This window comes from Ensifer sp. ENS03 (assembly GCF_014852035.1).
Lineage (GTDB): Bacteria > Pseudomonadota > Alphaproteobacteria > Rhizobiales > Rhizobiaceae > Ensifer > Ensifer adhaerens.
In genome coordinates this window covers 188,074-202,607 of sequence record NZ_JACVAV010000007.1, presented here as the reverse complement: position 1 = coordinate 202,607, position 14,534 = coordinate 188,074, and the positions used below count along the sequence as shown (strand labels likewise).

Genomic DNA, 14,534 nt, shown 5'->3' with positions numbered 1-14,534 from the left:
GTGATGTCTTCTGCTGCGAGCCGCGCGGCGACCAGCGGCCGGCTCGCAATCATCGCTGGGGGCGGCGCGCTGCCTCATCACGTCGCCGAAGCGGTTCGTGCACGCGGCGAAGATCCCTACATCATCGCGCTCACGCGTGAAGCGGAAGAAACCGATTGGGTCGATTTTGACCATTCGGTTCTGGCGATCGGCGATTTCGCCAATATCAGCCGCACATTCAAAGAAGAGGGCATCGACCGCGTCGTCTTGTCCGGGTGGGTTCGGCGTCGGCCGGAGTGGCGCGATATCCGCCCGACGTTGCGGACCCTCGCAAAGATACCGTCAGTGCTGAAGACCTTGGTCTCGGGCGGGGACGATGCGGTTCTGCGCATGGCGATGCAGCTGATCGAGGCAAGCGGCGCGCATGTCATCGGCGTGCACGAGGTGGTTCCCAATCTCCTGGCCGAATCAGGCCCCATCGGTGCTGTGAACCCTGACGGTGACGACCAACGCGACATAGAAGCGGGTATCGCTGCGGCCAACGCGCTCGGCGCGCTCGACGTGGGGCAGGGGGCGGTTGCGGTCGGCGGGCGTGTCGTAGCGCTCGAGGGCGCCGAGGGCACGGACGCCATGCTGGAGCGCGTCGCCGTCTTGAAGGCGGAGGGGCGCGTCTCTTCGCGCCGGCGCGGCGTTCTCGTCAAACTTTGCAAGCCGGGACAGGATCTGCGCGCGGATCTGCCGTCGATCGGCCCGTCCACCATCGCGCTTGCCGAGCGGGCCGGTCTTGCCGGTGTTGCCGTCGAAGCCGGACGGGCGCTGGTGCTGGAACGTAGCGAAGTGGTGACGGTCGCCGATCAAGCGGGGCTTTTTGTCGCCGGAGTGGAGCGCACTTCCGGAGGTATCAGACGATGAACGCGCCACGTTACAAGCTCGCAGTGATCGCGGGTGAAGTTTCCGGCGACCTTCTGGGTGCCGATCTCGTCCGCGCGCTTCGGGCGCAAAGCCATTCCGACGTCGAACTCGTCGGGGTCGGCGGCGAGGCGCTTGAGGCCGAGGGCCTTCGCTCGTTGTTCGACTATTCCGAACTGTCGATCATGGGCTTCACCCAGGTGCTCGCCCGTCTGCCGAAGCTGATCATGCGTATTCGCCAAACGGCAAAGGCGATCATCGCAGCCCGACCCGACGCGCTTCTGATCATTGATAGCCCGGATTTCACCCACCGCGTGGCGCGAAAAGTGCGCGCCGCATTGCCGGATCTGCCCGTCATCAACTACGTCTGCCCGAGCGTCTGGGCCTGGAAGCCGGAGCGAGCACCGCGCATGCGCGGTTACGTCGATCACGTGCTCGCCGTCTTGCCGTTCGAGCCGGAAGCGATGGAGCGGCTGCAAGGCCCCCCGACCACCTATGTCGGCCATCGCCTTGCAAGCGACGCCAATGTGCTCGCCGTTCGCGCAAGCCGCCAGCCGCGCCTTGCAGGCGCCAAGGACGGGCGTGTTTCGACATGCCTTCTGTTGCCGGGCTCGCGCTCCAGCGAGGTCGGTCGCCTGCTTCCGATCTTCCGCGCGACGGTCGACGAACTCGCGGCCCGCCATCCGGGAATTCGCTTCCTGCTCCCGACCGTCCCGCGCCAGGAGAAGTTGGTGCGGGAAATCACCGCATCCTGGACGATCCAACCGGAAATTTCCGTCGGTGCGGCCGACAAATGGGCGGCCTTCGATCGAGCCGACGCGGCGATTGCTGCTTCGGGTACGGTCATTCTGGAACTCGCTTTGGCTGGCGTGCCCGTGGTTTCAACCTATGCGCCGGATTTCCTGGTGAAGTTTCTGCACAAGCGCATCCGCATCTGGAGCGGCGCACTGCCGAACCTGATCGCCGATTTCCCGATCGTCCCGGAATATTTCGGCGAATCGATCCGCCCCGGCGCGTTGACGCGCTGGATGGAGCGGCTTTCGGGCGCAACGGCGCAGCGGGCCTCGATGCTCGACGGTTACGCGCTGGTGCAGCAGCGCATGACGACCGATCATCCGCCGGGCGAGATGGCGGCCGAAATCGTTCTTGGCTATCTCAATAAGAGCAAGCCGTAAGACTTACGCTCGAGCGCGCGATTGCCTCAACGCTTCACTGAAGACGAGCCTGGCGCACAGCGTGCGCTCGGGTGGTTGTGTTGCTGCTATTACATAAATGGCCACAACCGGTGCGAAACGTCGATCCTAGCCTGCAGAAACAAAAGCCCGGTCATCGCTGACCGGGCTTTGTTGTCTCTGCTGATTGTCAGTCTTAGCGCTTGGAAACCGGCACGTAGTCGCGCTGCGGAGCGCCGACATAGAGCTGGCGCGGACGGCCGATGCGCTGTTCCGGATCCTCGATCATCTCGTTCCACTGCGCGATCCAGCCGACGGTACGGGCAAGCGCGAAGAGAACGGTGAACATGGTGGTGGGGAAGCCGAGAGCCTTCAGCGTGATGCCCGAGTAGAAGTCGATGTTCGGGTAGAGCTTCTTCTCGATGAAGTACTCGTCGGTGAGCGCGATGCGTTCGAGTTCCATCGCCACTTCGAGGAGCGGATCGTCCTTGTGGCCGAGTTCGGCGAGCACTTCATGCGTGGTCTTCTGCATGATCTTGGCGCGCGGATCGTAGTTCTTGTAGACGCGGTGACCGAAGCCCATCAGGCGGAACGGATCGTTCTTATCCTTGGCGCGGGCGATGAATTCCGGAATACGGTCGGCCGTGCCGATTTCGGCAAGCATGTTGAGTGCCGCTTCGTTGGCGCCGCCGTGCGCCGGGCCCCAGAGGCAGGCGATGCCGGCCGCGATGCAGGCGAACGGGTTGGCACCCGACGAGCCGGCGAGGCGAACCGTCGAGGTCGAAGCGTTCTGTTCGTGGTCGGCGTGCAGGATGAAGATACGGTCCATGGCGCGCGACAGAACCGGGTTGACGACATATTCTTCGCAGGGAACGGCGAAGCACATGCGCAGGAAGTTCGAGGCGTAGTCGAGGTCGTTCTTCGGGTAAACGAAGGGCTGGCCGATGTGGTACTTGTAGGCCATGGCCGCAATCGTCGGCATCTTGGCGATCATGCGCAGCGACGCAACCATGCGCTGGTGCGGATCGGTGATGTCGGTCGAGTCGTGGTAGAAGGCAGAAAGCGCGCCGACGCAGCCGCACATGACGGCCATCGGGTGTGCGTCGCGGCGGAAGCCGGTGAAGAAGCGCGACATCTGCTCATGCACCATGGTGTGGTGCGTGACGCGATAGTCGAAGTCAGCCTTTTGCGCCTTCGTCGGCAGTTCGCCGTAAAGCAGCAGGTAGCAGACTTCCAGGAAGTCGCCGTGCTCGGCGAGCTGTTCGATCGGATAGCCGCGGTGGAGCAGCACGCCTTCGTCGCCGTCGATATAGGTGATCTTGGATTCGCACGACGCCGTCGACGTGAAGCCCGGGTCGTAGGTGAACATCTTCGTCTGCTTGTAGAGCGAGCCGATGTCCACGACGTCAGGGCCGATGGACCCAGATCGCACCGGAAGATCCGCCGACTTTCCATCGAGTGTTACAACCGCGGTTTTATCAGTCATCGGACCCTCCGTCTTATGGCAACGTGGCACACAGACGTGCCACGACAATGAACGTTGCGAATTTGCTATATGATTTATTTTCGACTGCCAAGCTGTACGAAAGGCAAATTGTGCGATGCGAAAATGTGCATATGGCGACGCAATAATGGCATGTTACGGCAATAAGTCCAAAGAGATCAATAAGCTCGTCCGATGATGGTGCGGTACCATTCTATATAGGTTTGCCGCTTTTTTCGGCAGATAGCGCCTCGGTTGCAGTTGCGCTGCGTTGGTTGCATGATCGACCGCGAAGTCAGGGTCCAAAGTGCGGGCGCAATGAGCGAAACGGAAATGCGGCAAGCGTCGCTCGACGTCGAACGCGGAAGCTTCAGGCTTCCCGAATCCGATGCCGCCGTTGTCGCCGCGACATTACCTACGCGAGGCCGGTTCTTCCTGTTTCTCCGGCCATCGTGGCAAGCAATTGCGGGCCGCGCAGCCCGTTTCCGGCCTGCCGCGCTTAAACCGGCATTCCTCGCCGCGATCGAAGATGAACGGGCATTCGGTCACGGTTTCGTGTTGATCCCGGTGTTCTTGATCTTCGGCGTGCTCGCCTGGCTGGCGCTGCCCTTCGATATCCGGATTGCCAATCTTGCAGTGCTGCTGTGCATTTTCGGAATGGCAGCGCTGGCCTGTCGGTGGCGGCTGGCGCCTTTGAGGGCTCCGTTGATTGCAGTAACGCTGTTCGTCTCCGGCATGCTGCTGGTCGCGATCGAGACGTGGCGCACCGACACGGTTGTTCTCGACGCTCCGGTGACCACGAACCTGCGGGGCGTGGTCTTTTCGCGCGAGCAGGATGATCGCGGCCGGTGGCGCTACGGGCTGGAGATCGAGGAAACGAGCCGGCCAAAGCTGCGCCGCCAGCCGCTGAAGACGACGCTGGTGACGCGGGGCTTCGGAGAGCCGTTTCCGCTCGGCGCCCTGATCGAGGGCAGGGCGCGGCTGTCTCCGCCCTCGGGTCCGGCGCTGCCCGGCCTGAACGATTTCGCCTTCGACAGCTATTTCAAGGGAATCGGCGCCGTCGGGTTTTTCTACGGCGCGCCCAAACTATCCGAGAAGGTGGCGACCGAAGAGCCGGGGACGGCTTTCTCGCTGCGTTCGGCAGCGGCGAAAACGATGGCCGCAATGCGGGAAACGGTTGGCGAGAGGATCCGCGCCTCGATCGGCGGCGATACCGGCGCGCTTGCGGCGGCTCTGGTGACCGCAGAGGAAAGGGCCATCAGCCGGGAGACGGTCGAGGTGCTGCGACAGGCGGGGCTAGCGCATGTGCTGGCGATCTCCGGCCTCAACATGGCGCTGGCAGCCGGCACGTTTCTGATCGGCGCACGCACTGTTCTCAGCATGGTTCCGGGGCTGGCGCACCGTGTGCCGATCAAGAAGGTTGCCGCTGCCGGTGCGCTGCTTATGGTCTGCCTCTACATCCTCATTTCCGGTGGCGCCGTATCGGCACTTCGCGCCTGGATCATGATTTCGATCATGCTGGTCGCTGTATTCTTCGACCGCATGTCGATCAGCCTGCGCAACGTCGCGCTCGCCGCAATCGTCATCGTGGTTCTCATGCCTTCGGCTGTGGCCGGGCCAGGCTTCCAGATGTCCTTCGCCGCCACCCTGGCGCTGGTTGCCGGCTACGGGCGCTGGCGCGAACGGCGCACCGGCAAGGCCGAAGCGGCTGGCGGCCGCAGCAAGGGGCGCCTCATCACCGGCGTCGCCGCAGGCATCCTCATCACCTCGCTCATCGGCGGCCTGGCAACGTCGGTCTATTCGATCGCCTACTTCCACAGGCTGCCGGCCTATGGCCTGCTCGCAAACATTCTCACCATGCCGCTGATCAGCATCGTGATCATGCCCTTCGGTCTGTTCGCCATGCTGCTAATGCCGTTCGGGCTTGAGCATCTGCCTTTGATGGCGATGGCGTGGGGTCTCGATCGGATGCTCGACGTCGCCCGGTTCGTGACGTCGCTCGATGGCGAGGTCGTGACCGGCCGCATCGGACCCATCGGCTTCGTGCTGATCGCGATCGGTGGTGTTTTTCTCTGCGTGCTGCGCAGTTGGTTGGCAATCTCTGGCATCGTGCTGATCTGTGCAGGCTTCTTCAGCCTGGCATTGGAAGATGGGAGCCGGCCCGACATCGTGATCGCCGAGGACGGACGCATTCTCGGTCTGGTCACGGATGATGCCATCGCAACGAACCGGCCGCGCCCGCCGGACTTCATATTTTCGCAATGGCAACGGGCGCTCGCCGTGGGGGAGCACGAGCGGCCGGTCATGCTCCCGCCTGCAGCCGATGATCTTTACCCGGCTATGGAACAGGCGGTCCGACGAGCGCCGCCGATCGATGGAGAGAAGGCTACGGCGATCCGTGCGGATTTTTCATCGGCCATCGAGGCAAGCCGGCCAGGCCGATTTGTCTGCCGCGACAAGCAATGGTGTGCGGCGCGCAGCGCCATCGGCTGGACGATCGTCACCCTCGAAAACCCGCGCCTCTTTCCCGCCCTGTGCGATCAGGCAGACCTGATCGTGGTCGCCGCGCGGGTCGATGTGGAAGCGTGCGCGCCGCGCCGAGCCCGCATCGTCGACGCACGGACGCTGCGCCGCACGGGCGCAATCGAAATTCGGGCGGAGCAGCAGGAAGGGCAGGGCTCACCCGTCATGCAAATCCGGCCGGCTTTCACGACGCATGCCCGTCCCTGGGAGCGCCATCGCACCTATGATTGGCGCAGCGACACCTTCATCGAAGATCAGCCGACGCCCTGAAAACGCCTGTCCAGCTCCGGCAATGGGTGGTTGCGAAATTATTCTTGATTGATAAACTCCACAAATCCTTGTCATTCGGTTTTCCTTTGCTTAAAGAGCCCCGGAAGCGCGCAAGGGTAGCGGCGGATGACGGAAAACCCTTCGCCTTGACACTACGAAATGGACGAGTACGTGAGGAACGAGATGCCGAGACGAGCCCGATCGACGATCAATTTGTTGGCAGCCGCGATGCTGTTCCTGTCCTCCGCAGCTTCGCCAACGGCCGCCTTGGCCCAAGCCACGACGCAGGCACCCGCGGTTAATGGTACGCAAAGCGGCGCAACAGCGCCGTCCGCATCCGCGCCGACGGCAGAAAGTCAGGGCACGGCCGTAACCGTTCCGCCGGCGGAGCCGGCGACACAGGCGCGGCCGACACTGCAAGCTCCTGCCGCTACGTCGGGCGAGGGGGCGCCGGTAGCAGTTGAAGGCGCCCCGGTGACGGCGGAAAGCGGGCCGGCGACGGGCGAGGGTGCAGCAAGCCCGGTGTTGCCGCATGACCTTTCGCCGATTGGCATGTTCATGGCCGCCGACGTGGTGGTGAAGAGCGTGATGATTGGCCTCGCGCTGGCGTCCGTCGCCACCTGGGCGATCTTTGTGGTCAAGCTGCTGGAACTCTTTGGCGCCAAGGCGCGCCTTACGCGCGCTGTTCGCCTGCTGTCGGCTGCCAACGGCCTGGCAGACGTCAAGGGAGCCTTTGACGGCAAGTCGGGACCGGCGCCCGAAATGGTCGCCGCGGCGATCGACGAAATGGCCCGCTCGGAGGCGGTGATCGACCATGCGCCGACAGGCGGCCTGAAGGAGCGTGTTTCCTCGCTTCTGACCCGCATCGAGGTTCGCGCCGGTAAGCGCATGACAAGTGGCACCGGCATCCTGGCCTCGATCGGCTCCGTCGGCCCGTTCGTCGGCCTGTTCGGCACGGTCTGGGGGATCATGAATTCCTTCATCGGCATCAGCAAGGCGCAGACGACCAATCTGGCGATCGTGGCGCCGGGCATCGCGGAGGCGCTTTTGGCGACCGCTATCGGCCTGGTGGCGGCGATCCCGGCCGTCGTCATCTACAACTATTTTGCCCGCTCGGTCGGTGGCTACAAGGTCATTCTCGCCGATGCCGCGGCGGCCGTGGAACGGCTCGTCAGCCGCGACCTCGACCATCGCCTGGCCCGTAAGGCGCAGCCGCGCCGCCAGGACTTCGGTCACACCGAGACGACCATCGCAAGGATCGGGTGACCTATGGCCGGAAAAATCAGCGACGGTGGCGGCGATCTCGATGAAAACGCCGAGATCAACGTCACCCCCTTCATCGACGTCATGCTGGTGCTGTTGATCATTTTCATGGTGGCGGCGCCGCTTGCCACCGTGGACATGAAGGTTGACCTGCCGCAATCGGCCGCAAAGCCGGCTCCGCGGGACGACAAGCCGGTCTTCGTGACGTTGAAGGCCGATCTGGCTCTGGCGATCGGCAACGATGAGACGGCGCGCGAGAGCTTTGCCGACGAGTTGAAGCGCCTGACCGAAGGCAATACCGAGACGCGCGTTCTGCTGCGCGCGGACAAAGCCGTCGACTACGGTGAACTGATGACGGTGATGAACCTCATTCAGAACGCCGGCTACACCAAGATTGCCCTCGTTGGGCTGGAAGGCGCGCCGGGACGCTGATCCCGGCCGGCAATCGTGTTGCCTCCGCCATTCGCAGTGCAATTCCCTCCCGTTTTTCCGGCGCAGATTGCCGCTATCGCTTGAAACCGGCCGGGCGCCGATTTATGAGCTTACCTCAAAGGCTTTCCGACGGGAGCCAGAAGACGATCGTGCGTGCTTGCCCGAAAGCGGGCGCCGCGCCTATCCGGACACGAGGGCACTACCATGAATTTCGAAGCAGCGCGCACCAAGATGGTGGACAACCAGATCCGCACGACGGATGTCACGTCCCACTCGGTTCTGTCCGCGTTCCTGAGCGTGCCGCGCGAGGAATTCGTGCCTGCCAAGATGAAAGAGCTTGCCTACATCGACACGGATATCGCGCTTGAGGTTACCAATGGCAACGCACCGCGTTTCCTGATGGAGCCGTCGCCGCTCGCCAAGCTTCTCCAGCTGGCCGAAATCGCCAAGTCCGATGTCGTCCTGGAGATCGGCTGCGGCACCGGCTACGCGTCCGCACTGCTGTCACAGGTTGCAGGTTCGGTCGTTGCGCTCGAAAGCGATGAAGGCCTCGCCGCCACCGCGACGGAAACGCTGTCTCGCCTCGGCTACGACAACATCGCCGTCGTGACCGGCGAACTCGAGAAGGGATATGCCGCCGAGGCACCCTATGACGTGATCTTCGTTCACGGCTCGGTCGAAGTCCTGCCGACGGCTTTGTTCGAGCAGCTGCGCGATGGCGGGCGGCTGGTCGTCGTTGAAGGATTTGGCAATGCTTCTCGCGCTAAACTCTATGTGCACGAGCACGGAAAGACGTCCGAGCGCCCCGATTTCAACACCGCGGTCAAGCCGCTTCCCGGCTTCCGTCGTGCACAGGAATTTGTTTTTTGAGGTCCCGCTTATTGAGGGATATCAACAATTAATTGCGTTGCTAAAATAACAATGTTGCCAATTCGCAACGCGGTACTTGTTTCTTTTTGAAATGGCTGCGCAGAGTATGGCTGCGCAGTTGTCGGAATGCTGATTCCGGGTTTCAAAGAGTGCAGTGGTAGTGATTTGCTCACCAGTGGGCGGTGTGAGCGCTTCATCGCCGTGTCTAGTTGGGGTCGCTTTTTGCACAAAGAGCGGCGCCGCGGAAATAGAGGGCAGGCTCTGCCGCCCCGATCGGAGAGAGAAGTAATGGTGTCGATTGTCCGCAAAGCGGCCCTCCTGGCCGCCGTTTCGACAAGCTTGCTGCTTGCACCGCACGCAGTACTGGCCGAAACGATCTTCGGCGCAATGGCCAAAGCCTACGCAAACAACCCTGACCTGAACGCCGCGCGGGCCGGCCTCAGGGCGACCGACGAGAGCGTGCCGATTGCCAAGTCCGGCTTTCGCCCCCAGGTGGCGGCATTCGCGTCCGGAACGCTTTCGACCATCGACAGAGAAAAGACCCTGAGCGAAGACCTCCACCAGGGACAGGTCGGCATCACCGTAAACCAGATGGTGTTTGACGGCTTTCAGACGCTGAACAATGTGCGCGCCGCTGAATCGAACGTCTTTGCGACCCGCGAATCGCTGCGCGCCAACGAGATATCGATTCTCCTTTCGGCCGCGACCATCTATTCCAACATCGCGCGCGACCAGCAGCTCGTATCGATCCGCAAGCAGAACATCGCCTTCCTTCAGGAGCAGGTTAACGCGGCGAAAGCCCGTCTCGATGTGGGCGAAGGCACCCGAACGGACGTGAGCCTCGCCGAAGCCTCGCTCGCCAACGCCCAGTCGCAGCTTATCGTCGCCGTCGCTCAGTTGAAGCAGAGCGAAGCGACCTATGTACAGATCGTCGGCGATGTGCCGCGTGGCATCAAGCAGGCTTCGCCGGCTTCGAAGGCCCTGCCGCGCACGCTCGATCAGGCCGTCGCGACCGGTCTGCGCGAAAGCCCGATCATTCTGTCGGCGCAGTACTCCGTTGATTCGGCCGGTTATCAGGTCAAGTCGGCGGAAGGCACGATGCTCCCCGGTGTGACGCTGCAGGGCCAGGTTGGCCGCACCACCGGCAATGCCAGCCAGTTCGATAGCAATGCATCGAGCATTACGGCTCGCCTCGAAGTTCCGATCTATCAGGGTGGCGCCGAGTACGGCCAGATCCGCCAGGCCAAGGAACGTCTCGGCCAGCAGCGCATCCTCGTCGATTCGGCGCGTGCGGCGGTACAGCAGACTATTGTCTCCGCCTATGCTCAGCTGGAAGCCGCGATTGCGCGCATCTCCGCCAACAAGGCGCAGATCTCCGCCGCCAAGCTGGCTCTCGATGGCGTGATCGAAGAGCGCAAGGTCGGCCAGCGTACGACACTCGACGTGCTTGATTCGCAGCAGGACGTGCTTCAGGCACAGGAACTTCTGGCCGTTGCCCAGCGCGACGCGGTCGTTGCGAGCTATTCGCTGCTTGCTGCCGCCGCGCGGCTGACCGTGAAGGATCAGGGCCTGCAGGTTGCCGAATACCGTGCCGAAGAGCACTACGAAGTGGTCAAGGACAAGTGGTTCGGTCTGCGAACCGTTGACGGTCGCTAAGGCGTCTGTTCGCATCATTGAGTACCTGCCAACGCCTCGGGTCTTCCCCGGGGCGTTTCTATTTTTTCCCCTGAAAACAAATCTGTGCAAGAATCCTTAGCGTTGATTCGTGGCGTATGTTTCGTTCGCGAACTCACTTAAGGTTTGTCGGAAATCGGCGCATGTCCAGTTTTGGGACACATGTCTGCCGCGTCAATCGAGGATGGAAATGGCACAGCTCAATGTCGCGCGTGAACCGTCGATGGATGAAATCCTGGCATCCATTCGCAAGATCATTGAGAGCAACGAACCCGGGCAAGCCGGATTTGCGCCGCAGGAGCAGTTCGAGGACGAGGGCAACGACGAGATCGAGCTGACTATCGACAGCGAGATCGAGACGATCGCCTTTGGCCGACGCGATGAGGCGCCCAAGGCCGCGTTTGTCGAACCGGTCGTGGACAGCCAGGCCGGGCTGTCGGAGCCGTCGCCGGCAGCGCAGCCGCCGCTTTCACTTGCCGATGTCGCAGCACGGGTTCGCGCCGCGTCCGAGCGTCATACGACGAGCTTTGCCGGACGTGAGGTGCCGCCTGCGCCGCAGGTCGTCGCTATTCAGGACAGTCCGGTCGTCACCTCGCGCATGGCAGCAGTTTCCGCGCCGAAAGCGCCGGTGATCGAGCCCGTTGCTGCAGTTGAGGCGCCGGCAGAGCCGGAAGTCGTAGCGCCGCCGCCAGTCGAACTCCCGGAAGTTCTAAGCGCGGTTCCGCCGGTGGCCGCCGTCGTTCCGCCGGAAGCGCCCGCGCCGGAGACGGCGCTTGCCGCGATCGTCTCGCCGGAGGTCGGCCGCAAGGTCGCTCAGTCGTTCGGCGATCTTGCCCACGCAGTGGATCAGGAATCGCGGCGTTCCTTTGATGAAATTGCCGAAGCGATGCTACGGCCGATGCTGCAGGAATGGCTCGATGACAATCTGCCGACGCTTGTCGAGCGGCTCGTCCGCGAGGAAATCGAACGCGTCGCGCGCGGCCCCCGCCGCTAAATGCCGAATCCGAACACGAAAGAAGCCGCGCGATCGTCGCGGCTTTTTGCGTTCGTGTTGACTTGCACCGGCCGTTCCGGTTTACAAGACGCTGACATCAATCTCGTAAATTGGCTCCAAAATGCTTGATAAGACCTACGATTCCGCATCCGTCGACCCGCGTATCGCCAAGAAGTGGGACGAAGAAAACGCGTTTCGTGCAGGGGCGGGTGCCAAGCCCGGCGCCGACAGTTTCTGCATCGTGATCCCGCCGCCGAACGTGACGGGTTCGCTGCACATGGGCCACGCGCTCAACAACACGCTTCAGGACGTGCTCGTGCGTTTCGAGCGCATGCGCGGCAAGGACGTGTTGTGGCAGCCGGGCATGGACCATGCAGGCATCGCCACCCAGATGGTCGTCGAGCGTAAGCTGATGGAGAGCCAGCAGCACCGCCGGCAGATGGGCCGCGAAGCCTTCATCGAGAAGGTCTGGGAATGGAAAGCCGAATCGGGCGGGCTCATCTTCAACCAATTGAAGCGTCTTGGCGCGTCCTGCGACTGGTCGCGCGAACGCTTCACCATGGACGAAGGGCTGTCCGAAGCCGTTCTCGAGGTCTTCGTTTCGCTCTACAAGGAAGGCCTGATCTACAAGGATAAGCGCCTGGTCAACTGGGACCCGAAGCTTCTGACCGCGATTTCGGACCTGGAGGTCGAGCAGCACGAGATCAACGGCAACCTCTGGCACCTGCGCTATCCGTTGGAGCCTGGCGTAACCTTCGATTACCCGGTCGCCTTCGATGAAGAGGGCAAGGCGACCGAGTGGGAAAAGCGCGATTACCTCGTCGTCGCCACGACGCGTCCTGAAACCATGCTCGGAGACAGCGGCATCGCGGTCAATCCGGAGGATGAGCGCTACAAGCCTTTGATCGGCAAGCACGTCATTCTGCCGATCGTCGGTCGCCGCATTCCTGTCGTTGCCGACGACTATGCGGATCCGACCGCCGGTACCGGTGCGGTGAAGATCACGCCTGCGCATGATTTCAACGACTTCGACGTCGGCAAGCGCGCCGGTCTGCGCGCGATCAACATCATGACGATCGAAGGCCGCATCACGATCAAGGACAACGAGGATTTCCTCGAAGGGCTCAGCGATCCGGCTGCCCTGCACGGTGCCTGGGACGAACTCGAAGGCAAGGACCGATTCGAAGCGCGCAAGATCATCGTTCGCATATTCGAAGAGGCGGGCCTGCTCGACAAGATCGAGCCGCACAAGCACATGGTTCCCCATGGCGACCGTGGCGGCGTGCCGATCGAACCGCGTCTGACAGAGCAATGGTACGTTGACGCGAAGACGCTGGCCAAGCCCGCGATCGCGGCCGTCAAGGAAGGTCGGACCAACTTCGTTCCCAAGAACTGGGAGAAGACCTACTACGAGTGGATGGAAAACATTCAGCCCTGGTGCGTTTCGCGCCAGCTCTGGTGGGGGCACCAGATCCCGGCCTGGTACGGTCCGGACGGTCAGGTCTTCGTCGAAAAGACCGAGGAAGAGGCGCTGCACGCGGCGATCCAGCATTATCTGGCGCATGAAGGCCCGATGAAGGCCTATGTCGAGGATCTGCTCGAGAACTTCAAGCCGGGCGAAATCCTGACGCGTGACGAAGACGTTCTCGACACCTGGTTCTCCTCGGCGCTTTGGCCGTTCTCCACGCTCGGCTGGCCGAACGAGACGCCGGAACTGGAGAAGTACTATCAGACCGACGTGCTGGTCACCGGTTTCGACATCATCTTCTTCTGGGTCGCCCGGATGATGATGATGGGCCTGCACTTCATGAAGGATGCCGACGGCACTCCGGTCGAGCCTTTCCATACGGTCTATGTCCATGCGCTCGTTCGCGACAAGAACGGCCAGAAGATGTCGAAGTCGAAGGGCAACGTCATCGATCCGCTCGAACTGATCGACGAATACGGTGCTGACGCCTTGCGCTTCACGCTGGCGATCATGGCGGCCCAGGGGCGTGACGTGAAACTCGACCCGGCCCGCATCGCCGGCTACCGCAACTTCGGCACCAAGCTGTGGAACGCGACGCGTTTTGCCCAGATGAATGGCGTTACCAGCAGCGATGGGTTCATTCCTGAAACCTCGTCGCTCACCGTCAACCGCTGGATCCTGACGGAGCTGTCGCGGACCATCCGCGACGTCACCGAGGCGCTCGATGCCTATCGCTTCAACGACGCGGCCGGCAGCCTCTACCGGTTCGTCTGGAACCAGTTCTGCGATTGGTACCTCGAACTGCTGAAGCCGATCTTCAGTGGCGAGGACGAAGCGGCAAAACGCGAGTCGCAGGCCTGCGTCGCCTACGTTCTCGACGAGATATACAAGCTGCTGCACCCGTTCATGCCGTTCATGACGGAAGAGCTCTGGGCGCAGACGGCAGGCGAGGGCCAGGAGCGTTCGACGCTGCTGTGCCACGCCGAATGGCCGGCGCCGTCCTATGCTGACGACACGGCGGCCGACGAGATCAACTGGCTGATCGATCTGGTTTCGGGCATTCGTTCGGTTCGTTCGGAGATGAACGTCCCGCCGGCGGCAACTGCGCCGCTGATCGTTGTCGGTGCCAACAACCCGACGCGCGAGCGCCTGCAGCAGCATGCGCAGGCCATCGGTCGTCTGGCGCGCGTCGAGCATATCGACCACGCCACTGTTGCGCCGCGCGGTAGCGCCCAGATCGTCGTTGGCGAGGCAACGGCCTGCCTGCCGCTCGGCAACCTGATCGACCTTTCCGCCGAGAAGGCCCGGCTTGAGAAGGCGATCGCCAAGGTGGAAGCCGAGCGCGAGCGCATCCTCGGCAAGCTGGCCAATGAGAAGTTTGTCGCCAATGCAAAGCCGGAACTGGTCGAAGCGGAACGTGAACGCCTCGTAGAGCTCGATCTCCAGAAGGAATCGCTGAGCGTTGCGCTGACGCGCGTCGCCGAGGCCGGTTGAGGC

At 62.5% G+C, this 14,534-nt stretch carries 10 protein-coding genes; 9 read left to right on the top strand and 1 reads right to left on the bottom strand.

Annotated elements, in window-relative coordinates:
* Window positions 1-3 precede the first annotated feature (3 nt).
* Both IB263_RS23155 and lpxB read left to right on the top strand, forming a co-directional pair.
* Window positions 4-891: an LpxI family protein gene (locus IB263_RS23155; protein WP_089044623.1), complete on the top strand. Its 888-nt coding sequence runs from the start codon at window positions 4-6 to the stop codon at window positions 889-891.
* On the top strand, window positions 888-2,063 hold the full coding sequence (gene lpxB, locus IB263_RS23150; RefSeq protein ID WP_192439067.1) for a lipid-A-disaccharide synthase: 1,176 nt from the start codon (window positions 888-890) through the stop codon (window positions 2,061-2,063). Before IB263_RS23155 ends, lpxB begins: the two co-directional genes overlap by 4 nt.
* A gap of 193 nt (window positions 2,064-2,256) precedes the next feature.
* On the opposite strand, the gene gltA is transcribed toward lpxB, so the two are convergent.
* Complete coding sequence (gene gltA / locus IB263_RS23145) at window positions 2,257-3,546, bottom strand: citrate synthase (RefSeq protein ID WP_034796688.1); 1,290 nt, start codon at window positions 3,544-3,546, stop codon at window positions 2,257-2,259.
* Window positions 3,547-3,861: 315 nt separating this feature from the next.
* Here gltA and IB263_RS23140 point away from each other — a divergent pair, with 315 nt between their 5' ends.
* The 7 genes from IB263_RS23140 (at window position 3,862) to IB263_RS23110 (ending at window position 14,531) form a co-directional block, all read left to right on the top strand.
* Window positions 3,862-6,336, top strand: a complete 2,475-nt coding sequence (locus IB263_RS23140) for a ComEC/Rec2 family competence protein (RefSeq protein WP_246811069.1) — start codon at window positions 3,862-3,864, stop codon at window positions 6,334-6,336.
* Window positions 6,337-6,519: 183 nt separating this feature from the next.
* On the top strand, window positions 6,520-7,602 hold the full coding sequence (gene exbB, locus IB263_RS23135) for a tonB-system energizer ExbB (RefSeq protein ID WP_371814190.1): 1,083 nt from the start codon (window positions 6,520-6,522) through the stop codon (window positions 7,600-7,602).
* A gap of 3 nt (window positions 7,603-7,605) precedes the next feature.
* Entirely contained in the window at window positions 7,606-8,031 is a 426-nt protein-coding gene (gene exbD / locus IB263_RS23130; RefSeq protein WP_034796684.1) for a TonB system transport protein ExbD, read from the top strand.
* Between the two features lie 204 nt (window positions 8,032-8,235).
* Window positions 8,236-8,901 carry a protein-L-isoaspartate O-methyltransferase gene (locus tag IB263_RS23125; protein WP_060583185.1) on the top strand — a complete coding sequence of 222 codons (666 nt, stop codon included), beginning with the start codon at window positions 8,236-8,238 and terminating at the stop codon, window positions 8,899-8,901.
* Window positions 8,902-9,189: 288 nt separating this feature from the next.
* On the top strand, window positions 9,190-10,557 hold the full coding sequence (locus IB263_RS23120) for a TolC family outer membrane protein (protein WP_034796676.1): 1,368 nt from the start codon (window positions 9,190-9,192) through the stop codon (window positions 10,555-10,557).
* Between the two features lie 208 nt (window positions 10,558-10,765).
* Window positions 10,766-11,569, top strand: a complete 804-nt coding sequence (locus tag IB263_RS23115; RefSeq protein ID WP_060516970.1) for a PopZ family protein — start codon at window positions 10,766-10,768, stop codon at window positions 11,567-11,569.
* 121 nt (window positions 11,570-11,690) lie between these two features.
* A complete protein-coding gene (locus tag IB263_RS23110; RefSeq protein ID WP_192439066.1) occupies window positions 11,691-14,531 on the top strand; it encodes a valine--tRNA ligase in 2,841 nt (946 codons plus the stop codon).
* The last annotated feature ends 3 nt before the right edge of the window (window positions 14,532-14,534 follow it).